The sequence below is a fragment of the Chitinophaga ginsengisegetis genome (assembly GCF_900168065.1).
Lineage (GTDB): Bacteria > Bacteroidota > Bacteroidia > Chitinophagales > Chitinophagaceae > Chitinophaga > Chitinophaga ginsengisegetis.
The window spans coordinates 2888809-2906988 of sequence record NZ_FUZZ01000001.1 but is presented as its reverse complement, the minus strand read 5'-3'; the positions used below and the strand labels follow the sequence as shown (position 1 = coordinate 2906988).

Below are 18180 nucleotides of genomic sequence, written 5' to 3'. Positions count from 1 at the left end.
TTACAAGGCCAAATGTATACCAAGTTTTTGAACTTTCAAAAGCTAATGAAACATTTTTACCGGTGAATGACGGGGGATACAGGCCCCGGTATCCCCGCTTTGTTTCATTATTGCCTCACAAAAAGTTGCCCCATTTTTGTAAGGCGCCCCCAACAGTGTTTGATAATATTTCCGGATCCCGTAAATGAATTTCCGGATCCTGTAAATAGGCAGTACAGTAGCGCCATAGCTTTGCCCGCTATAATCCAACCAAGAGATATGCACAAACATTTATTATTGATACTATGCATCCTGCTACAGGGATCATGGCTGTATGCACAGGAAAAAGCAAACATTACAGGACAGGTAACCACCTCCGACGGACAGCCGGCTCCCGCTGTAACCATAACGCTCAAAAACAGCCACCGCAGCGCTACTACCAATGAATCAGGCAATTTCATATTCCGCAACATGGAAGCCGGTCATTACCAACTGGAAATATCATTGACAGGCTACCAGGCAGTGGTGCAGGAAGTAACTGTAGAAAAAGGTCGCTCCGCAAATGTTACCATTGCACTCAGCATTCCTGTGAAAGCGTTACAGGCGGTGACTATTACCGCTAATAAACAACGGCTCACCAGGATCAGCAGTGAGTATGTGGCAAAGATGCCGCTGAAGAACATAGAAAACCCACAAGTATACACTTCCGTTACTAAAGAATTGCTGCAGGAACAAGTGGTGGTCAGCTACGCAGATGCTATCAAAAATATACCGGGTGTGGTAATGCAGCTGGAAAATAACAGTGCAGGCGGCACCGTTACCTCCAGGGGCTTTTCTACACAATCGTTTCTGCGCAACGGTGTACCGGGTATTATTGGCAGCGGTACTATCGACCCCTCAAATATTGAAACGCTGGAAGCCATCAAAGGACCGTCGGGAACCCTGTATGGTAGCAGCTTTGTTTCTTTCGGCGGGTTATTTAACAGGGTTACCAAAAAGCCATTCGATCATTTCAAAGGAGAAGTGGCGTATACCGCCGGCAGCTATGGCCTCAGTCGCTTTACCACAGATGTCAACACACCACTGAATAAGGAAAAAACACTGTTGCTGCGTGTGAATGCCGCCAAACACAATGAAGGCAGTTTCCAGGATGCGGGCTTTAAGTCCTATGTTTTCCTGGCGCCTACGCTCACTTATAAAATGGATGATAAAACCACACTGACCGTAGATGCTGAATACCGCAACGAAAAAGGCAACAGCTTTTACCGCATGTTCGCAGACGGCTCTTATGCTACCGGTGTGCGTAGCCCCAAAGACCTCCGGCTGGATTTCCGGAAACGCTTTAGTGGCGATGATATTACCAACGCCAATACAGCGGCGAACCTGTACCTCACACTGGACCGGCAACTCTCCGGACAATGGAGCAGTCATACCAACTTTACTTACCTCAGCTCTACCGCCAATGGTTTGAGCGGATACCTGAGCATGAAACCGGGCAATGATTCGCTGATCCGCACCATGAATTACACGGAATACAACAATGCCAATGCGATTGATTTCCAGCAGAATTTTAACGGTGATTTTAATATTGGCCATATGCGGAATCGTTTGGTAGCCGGTATCGACATTTACAGCGTAACCACTAAAAGCAGTGGCGCGCCCGGCATTACATTCGATGTGGTCAGTGCATCAAACCCGGGAGCTGCATATACCCAATTGACCAGGCTCGCGCTGCTGGACCGCTTTAAAGGATTGCCCTTCAACAAATCTATCGCGCAGCAAAATATTTACAGCGCCTATGTACAGGATGTGCTGAATATCACAGATCGCTTCCTGGTAATGGCATCTGTACGCATCGACCGGTTTGATAACCGCGGCACCAAAAATATTACCCGCGATACTACCACCGGGAAATATGCGCAAACAGCGGTGTCGCCTAAATTTGGACTCGTGTACCAGATCGTGAAAGATCAGCTCTCCCTGTTTGCCAACTACATGAACGGATTCCAGAACATTGCGCCGGTACTGCAACCAGACGGTACTTTCACCAGCTTCAAACCCAGCCAGGCAAACCAGTGGGAGGGCGGTATCAAAGCCAACCTGCTGGATGGTAAACTGAATGGAAGCATCAGCTACTACCGCATCAATGTCAATAATATTACCCGTGCGGATCTGCCGGAGCGTCCTGCATACACAGTGCAAAATGGTACCCAATATAGTAAGGGGATAGAGGCAGAAATTACTGCTGTACCACTGAGAGGATTCAATATTGTGGCGGGTTATGCGTATAACGACAGCAAGATAGAAAAGAGTAATCCTACATTGGATGGTTTGCGCCCCATCAATGCGGGTCCTGCGCATACGCTGAATGCATGGCTCAGTTACCGCCTGTTCCACGGAGCCTTGAAAGGGCTGGGCTTTGGCTTTGGCGGTAATTATGCCTCCGATAATAAAGTGATCCTGAGTACCACGAGTGAGTATGCGTTACCCGCATATACCATAGTAAATGCAGGCATTTCCTATGACAAGCCCCGGTTTGCGGTTGCTTTCAAGGTCAATAATATCAGTAACCAGGACTATTGGATAGGATGGAGCACCACTATTCCGCAGATGCCACGTAATTTCAGCGGCAGCATTGCATTGAAATTCTGATCTGTCAGTAACCATAAATAACGAAGCCGTCTCTTGTATGAGAGACGGCTTCGTTGTATAGCTATTACATTTAGTTTATACCAGCATAGTTACCGGGTTTTCCAGGAACCCTTTCAGGGTAGCCAGGAAACGTGCGCCTACCGCTCCATCCACGCTTCTGTGGTCGCAGCTCAGGGTCAGTTTCATGATGTTGGCTATTTTCACCTGGCCTTTCTCTACCACTGCCGTTTCTGTGATATTACCTACCGCCAGGATTGCTGAATCCGGTGGGTTAATGATCGCAGTGAATTCGTCGATACCCAGCATACCAAGGTTGGAAACGCTGAAGGTATTGCCGCTGAATTCCTGTGGCTGCAGTTTTTTGTTTTTGGCTTTGTCGTACAGGCCTTTTGCATCACTGGCAATCTGGCTCAGTGTTTTCTGATCTGCAAAGCGGATCACCGGTACAATCAAACCATCTTCAATAGCTACCGCAGAACCGATGTGTATGTGCTGGTTCTGACGGATAAAGTCGCCCATCCAGCTGCTGTTCACCGCCGGATGCTGACGCAGTGCCATAGCAGAAGCTTTGATCACCATATCATTGAAGGAAATCTTAACAGGGGAAATTTCGTTGATGGATTTACGTGCTTCCATCGCCTTATCCATATTCACATCTATTTTCAGGTAGAAGTGAGGAGCGCTGAATTTGCTTTCGCTGAGGCGTCTGGCAATTACCTGGCGCATTTTGGTCAGCGGAATATCAGTGAAGCCTTCCTGGCCGGCTGGTACAAAGGCAGGAGCAGCAGGAGTTGCGCTGCTTTGTGCTGCCGGAGCCGCTTTGGCTGCAGGAACATAGCTATCTACGTCTTTCTTGATAATACGGCCACCATCACCTGAGCCGGGAACCTGGCTGATGTCGATGCCTTTTTCTTCTGCCAGCTTTTTGGCCAGCGGGGAAGCTTTCACACGGCCATCGCCGCCGGTGGTGGTGGCTGCCGGAGCCGCCGCCGGAGCAGCAGTAGTGCCATTCTGTGAAGGAGCCGCAGCAGGGGCGGATGGAGCAGATGCAGCCGGAGCAGCGCCTTCGCCTGCCAGGATCGCATCTACATTAGTACCCGGTTTACCTACAATGGCAATAATACCGTTTACTTTGGCCGCTTCGCCTTCTTTCACACCTATATATAATAAGGTACCGTCAGCATAACCCATCACTTCCATAGTGGCTTTATCCGTTTCCACTTCTGCCAGTACATCGTCATTCTTCACAACGTCGCCTACTTTCTTATTCCAGGCAACTATTTTACCTTCTGTCATGGTATCGCTCAGGAGCGGCATACGGATAACAGTAGCATTTTTCAGCGCTTCTTTTAAAGCAGCGTCATCAGCAGGCGCGGCAGCAGCCGGAGCAGCCTGTGGTGCAGGTGCGGCAGCAGCAGGTGCAGCAGCAGCGGCAGGAGCCGGAGCAGCAGCCTCTTTTTTGCCTTCACCTTCCAGCAGAGAACTGTAATCTTCTCCCGGTTTACCTACAATGGCAATAATTCCGTTTACTTTAGCTGCTTTTCCTTTTTCAACACCTATATAAAGGAGGGTGCCTTCTACGTAACCCATCACTTCCATAGTGGCTTTATCCGTTTCCACTTCAGCTATTACATCGTCTGCCTTTACTGTATCGCCCACCTTTTTATGCCATTCCGCAATCACCCCTTCCGTCATCGTATCACTCAAAAGGGGCATTCTGATAACTTCTGCCATAGTGCTTTATTCAAAATTTTGTTCAAACCTACATGTTTTTGCGCAAAAACGCAAAGAAGGAATTGTAAACTGTTTAAAAATGTCTGTCTATCGTTAATATTTAATCAGCGCAATACGCTAGAAATCTAACTCCATGTTCAGCCGGTCTTTCAGCTCTTTCACCAGCGGGTATTTTTCCGCCATCTGCTGGAATTGCTCCCGGCTGGAAAGTGGCGCCGGACCTATGTCCTGCGTCTGCTGACTCTCATCCAGCTGGAGGGTAAGCACAATGGTAGGGTTGTTAAATTTCTTCTTCAGAAATTCAGCAATTACCAGCTTTTCTTCTTCCATAAACCGGAATTGTACAATGTTCCGGCTCACAATTCCCACCTCTGTAGTACCCAGCAGTTTCAGCTGCGCCAGCTGTAAATTACTTACCACCGTCATTTTGTTGGCCTGCCGGTACAGATCAATAAATTCTTCCCAGTACACATGGATCGCTCCCATTGTAAGTGGGGTGGACTGTACCTGGGTAGTACCCTGCTGTTTGGCGGCCATCGCTTCTTTCATGGCGGCAAGCCCTGTCAGCTTGCTGGCCGGAGCAGCGGTCGCGGTAGTTGTGCCACCAGCCGGAGGCGTAGCAACAGGTGCAGTAGCTGTGGCAGCCGGCTGACTGCCAACAGGCGTTGTCGTTACAGGCGCCGTTGCCGGCCCGCCGGTAACGGCGGTATGTCCGTTGGAAGGTACAGATGGCGTAGGCGCTGCGGGAGCGGGAGCCGGTACAGGAGCTGTAACCGGTGCTGCCACTGGAGCAGAAGCCGCTTGCTGCGGTGCAGGCGGAACCTGTGTTGGCTGAACCGGCGTGTCTACCGTTAAACGGGGCCCCGGCACCGTGCCGATACTCTCCGTTGTAGCCGGGTTCCCGGTAATGGTTTTAGCCGTTACCGGCTGGGCCACAGGCGCCCGCAGTTTCTGCGGGGGAGATCCATCAGCTACCAGCTTTTTTTTTGACACTTCCCCGTTGCTGTCGTCGCTTACCAGGGTTACTGCCTGTTGCAGAAAACACAGCTTGATCAGCGCCATCTCCACATGCAAACGCTTGTTGCGCGCCATGCGGTAATTGATCTCAGTTTCATTCAGCAGGTGAAGGGCGGTGATCAGGTAAGCAGGACTCACCTGGCCCGACAGCTGTTTATATCGTTCCTTCAGGTTGCCGGAAACCTCCACCAGGTGAAGGGCCTTGTCTTCTTTACATAACAACAGGTTACGTAAAAACTCCGCCCAACCATTCAGGAAGTTATCTCCTTCAAAACCTTTCTGTAAAATTTCGTCAAATATGAGCAGGGCATTGGCTACGTCCTGTTGAAGCACGGAGGCCATTACCCGGAAAAAATAATCGTAGTCAAGAATGTTCAGGTGTTCCAGCGTATTCTGGTAAGTAAGATGCCCGCTTGTAAAGCTCACGATCTTATCCAGCGTACTCAGGGAATCCCGCATACACCCATCTGTTTTCTGTGCTACCAGGTGCAGGGCATCTGTTTCCGCCTGGATATGCTCTTTGGTGCATATCTCCTGCAAATGGTCCACGGTATCCTGTATGGTAATACGTTTGAAGTCGAAGATCTGGCAACGGCTCAGGATCGTAGGCAATATTTTATGCTTCTCCGTGGTGGCCAGGATAAAAATCGCATAGGATGGCGGCTCCTCCAGGGTTTTCAGAAACGCATTGAAAGCCGAGGAACTGAGCATGTGTACCTCATCTATGATATAGATCTTGTATTTCCCTGCCTGTGGCGCAAAACGCACCTGTTCCACCAGGGTACGGATATCATCTACCGAGTTGTTGGACGCAGCATCCAGCTCGTGAATGTTGAACGAACTGCCCTCATTAAATGACTTACAGGAATGACATTCATTACAGGCTTCCCCATCCGGCTGCAGATTTTCGCAGTTAATGGTTTTAGCCAGGATACGCGCACACGTGGTTTTCCCAACTCCGCGGGGCCCGCAAAACAGGAAGGCATGCGCCAGCTGGTTATTGCGGATGGCATTTTTGAGAGTGGTGGTAATATGTGCCTGTCCTACTACAGTTGAAAAGTTCTGTGGACGGTATTTACGGGCTGAAACGATAAAATTCTCCATATGACTGCTACGCTTTCGCGAGCGCCGAAAATACGCACAAATTCAGTAAGAGAAAAATGCACAACAGGAACGGCGCTTCAACGGGTGTTATTCCCCGGTTCTAAAGTTAAAATAAATTCCAGATATGCCTTTTTTAATAATATGACGCCGTTGTTAAAATGTTCCATCATGGCGGAACTGATCTCATGCAATTCCTGGATAGCCACATAGTCGGGGATCATATCCTGTATAAAAGTACAATCATGTTCCCTGAACCGCTTCAGTTTTTCCTCCATACTTTCCGGGAAAGTTTTGAACAACGCCCCCTGCTGAATATTTTCCGTCATCATCCGGAAGCTCCAGCATTCGGCCGATAGTTCATCAAAAAGCGCCGGCAGCGATTCCATATCCTGCTCGCCGGAATTAAATAACAGGCTGATACAATGAATAATCCTGATCACCTGCTCATTCAACTGGTGGCCGGTTTGCTGATACTGCAGGATCTGGGTGTATTTTTCCCGGAGCAGGGCCGCCGTTGCCGGACTTTGCCGCATCGCCACGGTATAATGATACCGGAAGGCTTGCTGGTCGTGTAATTGCAGCCACGCCTCTTCAGAGGCCACCTGCGCAGATAACATCCGGGCCAGCTGCTTTGCCCGCGCCGCACTGTATTTTTGCCCGTCAAACTCGAAATGACTGGTCTGAAACTGCCCGCTGCTGATAGCCTGCAACGTTTCGGCATCCTGGCGGTCACGGTAAAAAGCCCGCATCCTCATAATATTATCCGGATGATACAACTCCTGTAAACTACCGGCTTCCATATCTTCCGGTGGCAACAGCCGGGTAAACTCCCCGTTAATGCCGGGAAACGGCCGGTTATCATAGTAATCATTAAATGTTTTCGGGTATTCGTATAACCGGTGGCGTTGTGAAAGCTCTTCAATATAAGCAGCAGGAGTAATTTCCGTAAATGGTTCCTCACTGTTGTGTACCGTGAAATTATATACAAGCGCAGTCATGTACTCCTGCACGTTTTCCGGCTCATTAAACAGGTTCCAGGCACTGATGGCGATCGGCTTACAGGAAACATTTGCGGCTGAATAATGCGCCTCCCTGGCTTCCCGCGAAAGATGCGAAGTCCATTGCTCGCGCAGCTGCACCCGGCTCTTAAGAAAAGTATGGAAATAACTGTCGGTGATAACAGGCAGCCCGGCGGCATCCACTGCCAGGTGGTTTTGCGTGGCATAGTAACGGATCATGGCACGCTGCGCTGTGAAAATATTGGCAAACCGCAGCGTTCTTTCCGCCAGGTCAGGTAATTTATGAAAACAATGATCCAGGCAGTAACCACCCATTTCCAGCCGGCGTAAACTGCTCACGGCCGTTTCAGTGCTGGTAAGCCCTACCGCCACCGTATCTGCATGATATTCCATTTCGCGGCTTAGTTCCAGGTACTGGCGGTTAATGATCGCATATATTTTCCGTAATACATATTGCATCCCATTCAGAATCCGCGTAGTAATATGGGCAAAAAAACTTAACAGGCTGCTGCCACTGCTCCAGCGTACCTCTATTTCATTCCACCGGTCATTTTCATACAGCATATTATACAACATCTTGTTCAACGCATAGATGTAGCTGCCAAGTTTCATACTACGCTGCGAGAAATGCGCAAACTCATATGCCAGTAACATCTTAAACTCGCTCACATTTACGCTGTTGATCAACCCTAACCCGATCTCCAGGTTTTTTCCCGCCGGCCAGAATAAACTGAGAAAGCTGGAATGATAAAATATTGCGGTGTGCATATCCGGCACAATAAATACCTTCTTCGGAAAACTGATGCGCGTGTCCTTCACCAGTTGCGTAATAAAATCAAATAAACGGGGATGATGATCCGGGAAGATCTGCGTACGGTAAGGGTTGTCTGCAGGACGTTTGTTAAAAAGAAATTTTATGAGAAAAAATAATACCATCCCTCCCAGTAAAATGAAACTGAGTGCGATGATGCCAGTGCTCCAGCCCGGATAAGTGCGGAATAACATGATCCCTCCCGACACACAGGCTACAGCCAGGGCAACAGCTGCAAACAATAACACCACGTAAAGAATAAAGAACAACACAACGCAGCTGATGGCTTTCATTATCTGTTGCCTAAATAGTAACGTGGGCTCAATAAGTGCCAGATCCGCGTTATCAGGACACTCAGGGTATAAGTTGGTCATAACAAAACATCAGGTTAGATACGATCGTAACAGTAAAAGGGATCTAAATGTTATACAATATTCATAAACTTACGTACCCACGATACCTCTCATATACTCATATGAGAGGTATATACCCCCGCTGTGGCGGATTATTGTTATCCCAGGATCGGGTGCCTTTTAAAAGGAACAGAGCGGTCAAATAAGTAACGATACGTGGCCAGCCGTCTGGTGGGAGTGGCGCCAAGGCCCTCCGCCACATTCTGCATCCTCGGGTTAAAATCGCCAATCCACTGCATTTCATAATCCTCATATGGCGACATACCGCTTTGTATTAATTTCGCTCCCTCCACAATCATATACGCATCTACCCCCTTCCCCTGAAATTCAGGTACGATACCAAATATAATCCCCACCATTTTTTTGCAATAGCCGGTTTGCTTTAACCACAGGAACTTCAGCTTTTGCAACAAACCAAATTTCCCGTTCATATGTTTTATATACTGGTTCAGGTCCGGCAGGTTCAGCCAAATAGCAATAGGATCATCATTGTGATAAACAAACCAGGCAATCTTTTCATCCATCAGGGGCTTCATCTGCTTAAACAACGCCAGTACCTGTGCTTTCCCCATTTCCTTACCACCCATATGCTGCGCCCATGCCTTGTTATACACAATGCTGAATGCCTCGGCAAACCGTGGCAGATCATCCTTCCGGATATGCACTGCCCTGAATGCCGGATCAGCCTCAATAGCAGCATGCCGGCTAAAAAATTTGGGCAGCAGCTGATCACTTACCTTCATTCCATAACAAAGCTGGTTAAAGAAAAGTTGAAAACCATACTGTTCAAATAAACGGATATAATAAGGAGGATTGAAATTCATACAGTATAATGGTTCATGAAATCCTTCTGTAAGCAATCCCCACCAGTTATTGCGCTCCCCGAAATTAATAGGGCCATCCATTGCGCCCATACCTCTTTCCTGCAACCACTGTTTGGCCGTATCAAAAAGCAGGTTGGCTGCTTCCTGCTGATCTATACAATCAAAGAAACCCACTCCGCCCACCAGGCACTCATCTCCCTTTGTTTTATATTTCTTATTCACAAAAGCAGCAATCCTGCCGGCTAAACGGCCCTGCTCATCTTTTAAAATCCATCTGATACACTCCCCGTGACGGAATGCCTTGTTTTTTTCCGGATCAAAAACTCCGTTAATATCTTTATCCAGCGGCCTTATCCAACCAGGTACATTTTTATTTAAATTCACATGCACGTCGATAAATTGCCGGGCTGTCTGTTCATTGTTTACAATAATCAGCTGCATTGAAACCATTTGTACAAATGTAATAAAAATGCATTGGCATTATTTTTTCTCTTTCCCCGGTATGAAAAGAACTTACGTTTATCCCGCCATACTCCTGTTGCTCATTGTGGTATTTACCCTGGGCTACTGTCAGCAACAACGCTACGTACGCAAAGTGCTGTCTGAAAACCAGCGCCTGTGGAACGAAAACCGTGATCTGCGTAAAAGTCTTGATCAATCCGGGGCCGTGTCCCAACAAATCACCAATCACCAGGAACTCCGCCAAAGGGTAGCCGGCCAGTTTATAGAACGCAGGGCTTATTACCGGCGAAACTGGCAGCAGTTCATTACCGTTACCGCCGGCGATTACCGCACCGGGTTGCTGGGAGGTATAAAAGACCTGGATATAATCGTGAGAAATCAAACAGAATACCCGCTGGATAATGTAGTAGTCAGCGTTTCCTACATGCGCAATAATAATGAAGTATTTAAAACAGAACGATATACCATCAGTAATATTCCCGAGAAAGGTACCCGCAGCATTGCAGCCTCCAACAGCCGCAAGGGAAGCAAGGTAGCCGTAAAGCTGATCAGCATTACCAGTCAGCCGATGAACTTCTGCTGGGCAGCCGATAAACCCGCTCCTGCCGGCAACCCCGATCCGTTCGAATGTGTGCCGTCCGCTAAAAATGTACCCGCACCACCGGCACAGGATAATCAGTAACTTAGCCGCATGATCCGGCTAGTACCTACCACCATCGCCGATGAAGCGATAAAAAATCTATATGAAGAAGCCTTTCCCGAAGAGGAAAGAAGACCCTGGAACCAGCAGTTATCACTGGTAGCATCCGGAAAGCTGCAGCTGTTGCGTATTGTCCGTGAAGATGCCTTTGCGGGTTTTATATTTTACTGGAACCTTCCTGCATTCAGCTTTATAGAACATTTCGCTATCCATCCCGCTGCAAGGGGAGGAGGCGCCGGTACACAGGTAATGCAACTGATGGAAGCACAACTGAACGGAATTGTACTGGAAGTAGAACCGCCTGTAACGGAGCAGGCTATACGTAGAATTAAATTTTATGAACGCCTGGGGTACCAGACTTTTGCTGAATCCTATTACCAGCCCCCGTATTATCCCCACTATCCGCCGCTGGAACTGCGCCTGATGCAGAAAGGATTACTGCCGGCCGCGGCAACGTTTCCTGATATTAAGAACCAGTTATATAAATACGTTTACAACAAATAAAAAAGTACGAATGATATACAGGGCATTAATGATGTAATCTCACAAACATCTTTGCCGCTGTTATCATTCGTACTTTCATTATATCAAAGGAGGTTTATCCTACACGTGAAGGACGTTCCCCCTGTTGTCTGGGCTGTTCCTGTTGCCGTTGGGGTTGTTGCTGCTGCTGTTGTTCCCTTTGAATCCTTTGCTGTTCCTGCTGCTGTTGTCTTTGCTGCTGTTGCTGTTGTTGCTGTTGTTCCCGCTGTACCCTCTGCTGTTGCTGTTGCTGCTGTTGTTGTTGCTGTTGTTCCCGCTGTACCCTCTGCTGTTGCTGTTGCTGCTGTTGTTGTTGCTGTTGTTCCCGCTGTACCCTCTGCTGTTGCTGTATCTGCTGTTGTTGTTGCTGCTGTTGTACCCTTTGCTGTTGCTGTTGTTGATCTCTCTGTATCCTTTGCTGTTGTTGCTGCTGCTGTTGCTGTTGAACCCTTTGCTGTTGCTGTTGTTGCTGTATCTGCTGCTGTTGTATCCTTTGTTGTTGCTGTTGATCAGCAGTCCTGTCAGGCGTTACCCTTGATGGTCTGTTAAAGTTGCCCGGCGTATTATTATTCGCCGGATTTGTTGGATTCACCGGTTGGGTGGTAGTTCCCTGTCTTACCCTTCCTCCATTGTTATACGGAGGTATATTCCCGGTGTTATTATTCGCCGGCTGATTCACTTCACCAGGGCGTACCCGGTTACCACCGTTGTTATTATTCCCCGGGTTATAATTCCCTGGTTGGGTAGTACTACCCGGTGTAACACGGCCTGGACGGTTGTTGTTATTGTTATCTACCGACTGTACCGGTCTTGTACGGTCCACTTCACGTCCCCGCTGAATAGCTGCGGCATCCGGGCGGTAAATACGCAATTGATTATTTTCCAGTCTTCCTCCTGTACCCGGTCTGTTGGTGTTTTCCACTCTTACTGGTCGTACTGCCTGGCCTGAATAACGTTGCACCTCATTGGCGCTCGGGCCGGCATATACTCTTCTTCCTCCGTAATTGTTGGTGTTGTTGATAACAGTGGTATTGTTAATAATGGTAACGTTTCTGCTGTTATTAACATAGTAGTTATTGATCCGCGGGCTGTTGATGTACTGCCGTGGTACAAATGCCCAATAGCTGGCCGGCGCATTGTATGAATATTGCGGTCCCATTGGCGCCCATCCATAATAGTCGCCACCTGTTCTCCAGCTAACCCATGCCGGACCCCAGTCGTAACCTGGTACCCACATCCAGCCCTGGAAGTCGTCATATAACCAGCGGCCATAGTGGAAGGCTGCCCAACCCCATGAGTAATCAGATACCCAGGTCCAGCCGTAGTCGGTGTATACCCAGTGTCCGTTTGTATAGTAAGGGCGGAAGTCAGCTCCTGCATTAGGGATCCATACCCTGTCATATCCGGGATAGCTTACCCAGCGGCCGTAAGGACTCAATTCATCATAAAAGGAAATAGATCCGCTCACCTGTACCTGCGGTCCGCTGGAATAGGAAGAGCCATATTGATCATCATATCCGGGTGCATATGTAGATGCACAACTGCTGACGAAAAAGCCTATAAATAAAAGTGATATTCCTGTGTGTTTTAATAAACTGTTCATAACTCCTGTTTTTTAGTCCTGAGAGGTGTTGTTGTTTGTAAGACTCTGGAGATGTAATGAATGCTGTGGTAAAATTGTATTTATATCGACAAGCATTTTTTTATGGTCTGTGAATAAAGTATAGAAGGCGGAATCATTTTAAATTGTTAAAGGATTATGTTAAAATTTTTATAACGCTTTTCTGCAGTTACCGCGCTATATACCGTATAAGACAAAAATGATTCCAATTTCGTAACCGCTGTAAGAGCTTGCATTACAGCGGATAACAGAAGCATATACGGAATAATAAAACATTCCTGTAATATTGCAACAGCTCACTTAAATTCAAAGATGGCTTCCTTTTTCAGTATTCATCATATTTTCTTTACAACGCTGGGGTATTCCGTCAGTTACGTGGAGTTTATAGGTACCGTTACCGGCTTATTGTGTGTATGGCTGGCTGCAAGAGATCATATCCTCACCTGGCCGGTAGGATTGATCAATGTGAGTTGTTTCTTTGTACTGTTCTGGCAGTTGCAGTTGTATGCAGATATGTTCCTGCAGGTATACTTCTTTGCCACCGGCGTGTACGGATGGATCTTCTGGTACAGGAAGCAACCGGAAAATGAACCCGTGTATGCACTGTCAAACCGTTCCCGCTGGTGGCTGGGAATCGCTGCCCTGCTGTTGTCTGCCGCTACGGGTTATATTATCAGCCGGTTGCACCTGTGGTGGCCGCGCGTATTCGAACATCCAGCGGCATGGCCTTATACCGATTCACTGGTGGCCGTTTTAAGCGTGATCGCCAATATCCTGCTGGCTAAAAGGATCTGGGAAAACTGGCTGCTATGGGTAACGGTAGATGCTATAGCTACCTTTATTTATTTTCAGAAAGATGTAAAGTTTCTTGGAATAGAGTACTTTATTTTGTTCATCATTGCCGCTATGGGACTGGCAAAGTGGTGGAAAACATACCAACAACAACTCATCAATAAATAACCCTATGCTTACTTTTAAACAAAAGCTCCGTCGTGTAACCCTTACGTTTATAACCATTTTTGTAGTAATGTTCCTGTGCAGGATCACGTATGGCTACCTGTATAAAAGCCGCCAGTACGAGGAATCCGGTGGTGGTGATTTTTTATCCGGCGTAATGAAACACCGGAAGAATTATGCGTCTGAAAAAGTAAAAGCGTTCAATCCGCAGAATAATGCACCGGATATGATCTCCGGTAATCAGAAGTATGAAAAGGTAGCCAACGTGCGGGCGAAATCATCACAGTTTTCAGAAGATGAAAAACTGCTGCACCGCACCATCAAAAAATTTGATGCCATTGTGCAGTACGAGCAGCAATCCGGCAACAGCGGGAACCGCCAGGTACAAATGCTGATAGGTGTTTCGCCGGAAAAATTCGACTCGTTTTACCAGGCAACACAAGGGATTGGTGAAATCAAATCTACCGAAATAACCAAAACAGATAAAACCAGCGAATACCGTAAACTCAATGCCCAAAAGGTTTCCCTGGAAAATTCACTGGTTTATTTTAATGAACTGAAAAAGAAAGAAGGAAAAATAGAAGACTTTATCCAGCTGCATAACCAGATCTATGAAGTGGAGAAGGAGTTACAGGGCCTGGGAGTAGAACTGGGTAACTTTGCAGAAGAAAATGAGTTTTGTACCGTGCAGTTCGCCATGTATGAAGGCGCTGCCGTGAAAGGCATTGCTTTTATTACCCGTGTGAAAGTAGCGCTGGAATGGACTATCAAATACTATGCAGTGCTGGTAGCGGCAATTTTCTTTACCGCAGGAGGCGCGTGGTTTTTACTGAAATTGTGGGAACTGGTGAATGGCTGGATCCTGTCTCTTAAAAAGGACTAAAATAAAATGGCGGAGTCCCCACTCCGCCATTTTGTACTTACACGGTGTACTCACCCACTTTTGTGCCGTCGTCTCTCAGCATGGTTAATACCAGTTTCTGCTGATCGGCTTTTATCTTTATCAGGGTACGATTCCCATCTTTTGGCCCGCCGCCAATAATAAGCGGGTATTCATGCTGTCCTTTTGCCGGGGCATACACACCGTATTTGTGGGTATGGCCGCAAATGAGGATATCAATTTTATGTTTGTTAAAGAGGCCGCCAAACATTTCGCGGCAATGTTTTACGCCATGCCATTCGCCGGATTGATAGTGCGGGATGTGCATCATCACTACCTTATGTTTTGCTTTCCGGAAAGCAGGGCTTTGCAGCTGTTGTTCCAGCCAGCGGGCCTGTTGTTCCCGGTAGGCGTCGAAGTCAACGATGCCTGCATATACGGGATGTTCATCTTCTTTATCTTCTCCTGTATCCAGCACTATCGCCGACACAGGCCCTATGTTAAACGTGAAATAGTTGTTGTGGCCCGGGTTATCAAAATACTGGTGCCATTCCCGGGCATATTTGCCACGGGTTTCGTGATTTCCCCGCACATACATGAACGGGGTTTGTGTGGAAAAGGTATCGCCGCAGGGAGTGAGCATATGGTCAATGATTTGTTGCTCATCGGCCTGGTAGTCAAATACATCTCCGTTAAAAAACACGAAATCATACGGATCATCGCCGTTCAGCTTCATCAGGTGAGGGATAGAAGCCGGCCGGTCGTGGATATCATTAATGATTACCCAGGAAACTTCCTTCGCCTGCGGATCGGGGGCCGTAAAAGTATAGGTAGCGCTTTCTATCGTTTCGCCATAGGTGAGCTTATACGGTTCAAAGGAAACAATATCTTTTGAGCACACCTTATAACTATACTTTTTCCCCGGTTCCAACTGTTCCAGCTCTATGCGGTGGAGGCGGTTATTGGCGTCTACCAGTCCGTTGGTAACCCGGTGTGCTTTTTTGTTCAGCTGGCCGTCTGTTCCATATTCCACCCAGCTGTAGCAGGGGCGGCTGGTGAGCCACATCACGGAAATGGTGTGCGGGCCGGGATACTGGAGATAAGGTTTGCAGAGAAAAGCGTGTTCTGGTGCGGCTGTGGGTGATGTTGCTGACAGGATGCCAGCTTTGGCGGCAGCCGGTACAATTCCGGTGATGCCCAGTAATCCTGCTTTGGAAAGGTTGCCGAGGAATGACCTTCGGGATTGTTCACTGTTTGATTTCATCATATTTATATATTGTATATATCAGGATAGCGATTTAAAAATAGCAAAGGAATTAAGAAAAGGAAGGTATTTTTATATGAATGGCGCCTGCCTGTACACGTTATTTATGAATAATGAAAAAGTATAATTTGATAGGCTGCGCTTTACATTGCCGGGGTATAAAACTTTATTAATGATAAAATCGGCGAAAAATGCGGTGGGAAAAGGTTTTTTTTCATCATTAGCGTTTTGATTTTCACCCATTAACTCTTACCTTTGCGGCAAATTTTGGAAACTGTATACAATGCAATTGTGTGCGGTTTTTGGAACAGTAACATTTTAGTATTTTTATAAACCTCTTTAAAAATATGCCTAACACAGGTAAGATCAAACAAATTATCGGTCCCGTGGTGGACGTGCACTTTGATGACAAATTGCCCGAAATCTACAGCGCATTGGAAATTACCCGCGAAAATGGTCAGAAGGTAGTATTGGAAGTACAGCAGCACCTGGGTGAAGACAGTGTTCGTACAGTGGCGATGGACTCCACCGACGGTATGGTTCGTGGCATGGCTGTAGTTGATAAAGGCGCGCCTATTAAAATGCCGGTTGGCGACCAGGTGAAAGGACGTTTGTTCAATGTGGTAGGTGAGGCGATTGACGGTTTGGGTGATATCGATGCTTCAAACGGTTACCCTATTCACCGTGAGCCGCCTAAATTTGAGGATCTGGCTACCGAAACAGAAGTACTGTTCACTGGTATTAAAGTAATTGACCTGATCGAACCCTATGCAAAAGGTGGTAAAATCGGTTTGTTCGGTGGTGCCGGTGTGGGTAAAACTGTATTGATCCAGGAACTGATCAATAACATCGCAAAAGGTTACGAAGGTTTATCCGTATTCGCCGGTGTTGGTGAACGTACCCGTGAAGGGAACGATCTGATGCGTGAAATGATCGAAGCAAACATCGTTAAATACGGTGACAAGTTTAAAGAATCAATGGAACACGGCGACTGGGATGTTGCCGCTGTAGATAAAGAATTACTGAAACAATCACAGGCTACGTTTGTGTTTGGTCAGATGAACGAACCACCGGGAGCACGTGCGCGTGTGGCCTTATCCGGTTTAACACTGGCAGAATATTTCCGTGATGGAGATGGTACTGCAGGTGGTGGTAAAGACATCCTCTTCTTCGTAGATAACATCTTCCGTTTCACCCAGGCAGGTTCTGAAGTATCCGCACTGTTAGGCCGTATGCCTTCTGCGGTGGGTTACCAGCCAACACTGGCTACTGAAATGGGTCTGATGCAGGAACGTATCACCTCCACTAAAAATGGTTCCATCACTTCCGTTCAGGCCGTTTACGTACCTGCGGATGACTTAACGGATCCGGCTCCGGCTACAACCTTCTCCCACCTGGATGCTACCACCGTATTGGATCGTAAGATCTCCGATCTCGGTATCTACCCGGCTGTGAGCCCGCTGGACTCTACTTCCCGTATCCTGTCTCCGGCTATCGTGGGTGAAGCTCACTATAACTGTGCACAGCGCGTGAAAATGATCCTGCAACGCTATAAAGAACTCCAGGATATCATCGCCATCCTCGGTCTGGATGAATTGAGCGACGAAGATAAGCTGACAGTATCCCGTGCACGTCGTGTACAACGTTTCCTGTCCCAGCCTTTCCACGTAGCAGAACAGTTCACCGGTCTGAAAGGCGTACTGGTTCCTATCGAAGAAACTATCCGTGGCTTTAACATGATCATGGACGGTGAAGTAGATGAGTATCCTGAAGCAGCCTTCAACCTCGTAGGTAACATCGAAGCAGCTATTGAAAAAGGCAAGAAATTACTGGAAGCAGCGAATAACTAATTAAGTCAATGATCCCGGTTCCGCCGGGATCATTACCCTTCACCATTTACGATCATCAACATGCTATTAGAAGTATTAACACCTGAAAGAAAAATATATGCCGGAGAAGTGTACGGAGTACAACTGCCGGGCATTGACGGTTCTTTTGAAATACTGGATAAACATGCGCCATTAATTGCAGCCCTCGGAAATGGTAAAATGAAAGTGCTGAAAGATAAAGCTCATGCAGAGTTCTATACCATCAGCGGCGGATTCGTGGAAGTGTTGCGCAATAAGGCTACCGTACTCGTAGAAGGCGCTGTAGCAGTGGAAAAATAAGCATACCAGCAAAATATAATAACCAGGCCGGGTAAGAATACCCGGCCTTCGTT

13 protein-coding genes are annotated in these 18180 nt (G+C 47.4%); 7 read left to right on the top strand and 6 right to left on the bottom strand.

Annotated elements, in window-relative coordinates:
- Positions 1-258: 258 nt before the first annotated feature.
- The gene (locus B5Z18_RS11435) at positions 259-2631 is read left to right on the top strand and encodes a TonB-dependent receptor (RefSeq protein ID WP_159454274.1); all 2373 of its coding nucleotides are present in this window, start codon (positions 259-261) and stop codon (positions 2629-2631) included.
- A gap of 75 nt (positions 2632-2706) precedes the next feature.
- On the opposite strand, the gene B5Z18_RS11430 is transcribed toward B5Z18_RS11435, so the two are convergent.
- The 4 genes from B5Z18_RS11430 to B5Z18_RS11415 all read right to left on the bottom strand — a co-directional run bounded on the left by B5Z18_RS11430 (position 2707) and on the right by B5Z18_RS11415 (position 9994).
- Entirely contained in the window at positions 2707-4365 is a 1659-nt protein-coding gene (locus tag B5Z18_RS11430) for a pyruvate dehydrogenase complex dihydrolipoamide acetyltransferase (RefSeq protein ID WP_079469470.1), read from the bottom strand.
- Between the two features lie 117 nt (positions 4366-4482).
- The gene (locus B5Z18_RS11425; protein WP_079469469.1) at positions 4483-6486 is read right to left on the bottom strand and encodes a DNA polymerase III subunit gamma/tau; all 2004 of its coding nucleotides are present in this window, start codon (positions 6484-6486) and stop codon (positions 4483-4485) included.
- Positions 6487-6563: 77 nt separating this feature from the next.
- Positions 6564-8690, bottom strand: coding sequence for a M48 family metallopeptidase (locus B5Z18_RS11420; RefSeq protein ID WP_143313553.1), 2127 nt, complete (start codon positions 8688-8690; stop codon positions 6564-6566).
- Positions 8691-8827: 137 nt separating this feature from the next.
- Positions 8828-9994, bottom strand: coding sequence for a hypothetical protein (locus tag B5Z18_RS11415; RefSeq protein ID WP_079469467.1), 1167 nt, complete (start codon positions 9992-9994; stop codon positions 8828-8830).
- Positions 9995-10055: 61 nt separating this feature from the next.
- On the opposite strand from B5Z18_RS11415, the gene B5Z18_RS11410 reads away from it, so the two are divergent.
- On the top strand, positions 10056-10697 hold the full coding sequence (locus B5Z18_RS11410; protein WP_079469466.1) for a hypothetical protein: 642 nt from the start codon (positions 10056-10058) through the stop codon (positions 10695-10697).
- 9 nt (positions 10698-10706) lie between these two features.
- Positions 10707-11219, top strand: a complete 513-nt coding sequence (locus tag B5Z18_RS11405; RefSeq protein ID WP_079469465.1) for a GNAT family N-acetyltransferase — start codon at positions 10707-10709, stop codon at positions 11217-11219.
- Positions 11220-11313: 94 nt separating this feature from the next.
- Here B5Z18_RS11405 and B5Z18_RS32495 read toward each other — a convergent pair whose 3' ends face one another.
- Entirely contained in the window at positions 11314-12840 is a 1527-nt protein-coding gene (locus B5Z18_RS32495; RefSeq protein WP_159454273.1) for a DUF6600 domain-containing protein, read from the bottom strand.
- Between the two features lie 330 nt (positions 12841-13170).
- Between B5Z18_RS32495 and pnuC the strand changes: the two genes are divergently transcribed.
- On the top strand, positions 13171-13818 hold the full coding sequence (gene pnuC, locus B5Z18_RS11390) for a nicotinamide riboside transporter PnuC (RefSeq protein ID WP_079469463.1): 648 nt from the start codon (positions 13171-13173) through the stop codon (positions 13816-13818).
- A 4-nt stretch (positions 13819-13822) separates the two neighbouring features.
- Positions 13823-14698, top strand: coding sequence for a DUF4349 domain-containing protein (locus tag B5Z18_RS11385; protein ID WP_079469462.1), 876 nt, complete (start codon positions 13823-13825; stop codon positions 14696-14698).
- A 37-nt stretch (positions 14699-14735) separates the two neighbouring features.
- On the opposite strand, the gene B5Z18_RS11380 is transcribed toward B5Z18_RS11385, so the two are convergent.
- On the bottom strand, positions 14736-15962 hold the full coding sequence (locus B5Z18_RS11380) for a purple acid phosphatase family protein (protein ID WP_235015909.1): 1227 nt from the start codon (positions 15960-15962) through the stop codon (positions 14736-14738).
- A 344-nt stretch (positions 15963-16306) separates the two neighbouring features.
- Here B5Z18_RS11380 and atpD point away from each other — a divergent pair, with 344 nt between their 5' ends.
- Together atpD and atpC are read left to right on the top strand one after the other, a co-directional pair.
- Positions 16307-17809, top strand: coding sequence for a F0F1 ATP synthase subunit beta (gene atpD, locus B5Z18_RS11375; protein WP_079469460.1), 1503 nt, complete (start codon positions 16307-16309; stop codon positions 17807-17809).
- 60 nt (positions 17810-17869) lie between these two features.
- A complete protein-coding gene (gene atpC / locus B5Z18_RS11370) occupies positions 17870-18127 on the top strand; it encodes an ATP synthase F1 subunit epsilon (RefSeq protein ID WP_079469459.1) in 258 nt (85 codons plus the stop codon).
- The last annotated feature ends 53 nt before the right edge of the window (positions 18128-18180 follow it).

Excerpts from the sequence above, each read along its gene's own strand:
- B5Z18_RS11430 (WP_079469470.1), bottom strand. The coding sequence starts at position 4,365 with ATGGCAGAAGTTATCAGAATGCCCCTTTTGAGTGATACGATGACGGAA.
- B5Z18_RS11385 (WP_079469462.1), top strand. The coding sequence starts at position 13,823 with ATGCTTACTTTTAAACAAAAGCTCCGTCGTGTAACCCTTACGTTTATA.
- B5Z18_RS11425 (WP_079469469.1), bottom strand. The coding sequence starts at position 6,486 with ATGGAGAATTTTATCGTTTCAGCCCGTAAATACCGTCCACAGAACTTT.
- pnuC (WP_079469463.1), top strand. The coding sequence starts at position 13,171 with ATGGCTTCCTTTTTCAGTATTCATCATATTTTCTTTACAACGCTGGGG.
- B5Z18_RS11420 (WP_143313553.1), bottom strand. The coding sequence starts at position 8,690 with ATGACCAACTTATACCCTGAGTGTCCTGATAACGCGGATCTGGCACTT.
- atpD (WP_079469460.1), top strand. The coding sequence starts at position 16,307 with ATGCCTAACACAGGTAAGATCAAACAAATTATCGGTCCCGTGGTGGAC.
- B5Z18_RS11405 (WP_079469465.1), top strand. The coding sequence starts at position 10,707 with ATGATCCGGCTAGTACCTACCACCATCGCCGATGAAGCGATAAAAAAT.
- B5Z18_RS11380 (WP_235015909.1), bottom strand. The coding sequence starts at position 15,962 with ATGATGAAATCAAACAGTGAACAATCCCGAAGGTCATTCCTCGGCAAC.
- B5Z18_RS11435 (WP_159454274.1), top strand. The coding sequence starts at position 259 with ATGCACAAACATTTATTATTGATACTATGCATCCTGCTACAGGGATCA.
- B5Z18_RS11410 (WP_079469466.1), top strand. The coding sequence starts at position 10,056 with ATGAAAAGAACTTACGTTTATCCCGCCATACTCCTGTTGCTCATTGTG.
- atpC (WP_079469459.1), top strand. The coding sequence starts at position 17,870 with ATGCTATTAGAAGTATTAACACCTGAAAGAAAAATATATGCCGGAGAA.
- B5Z18_RS11415 (WP_079469467.1), bottom strand. The coding sequence starts at position 9,994 with ATGCAGCTGATTATTGTAAACAATGAACAGACAGCCCGGCAATTTATC.
- B5Z18_RS32495 (WP_159454273.1), bottom strand. The coding sequence starts at position 12,840 with ATGAACAGTTTATTAAAACACACAGGAATATCACTTTTATTTATAGGC.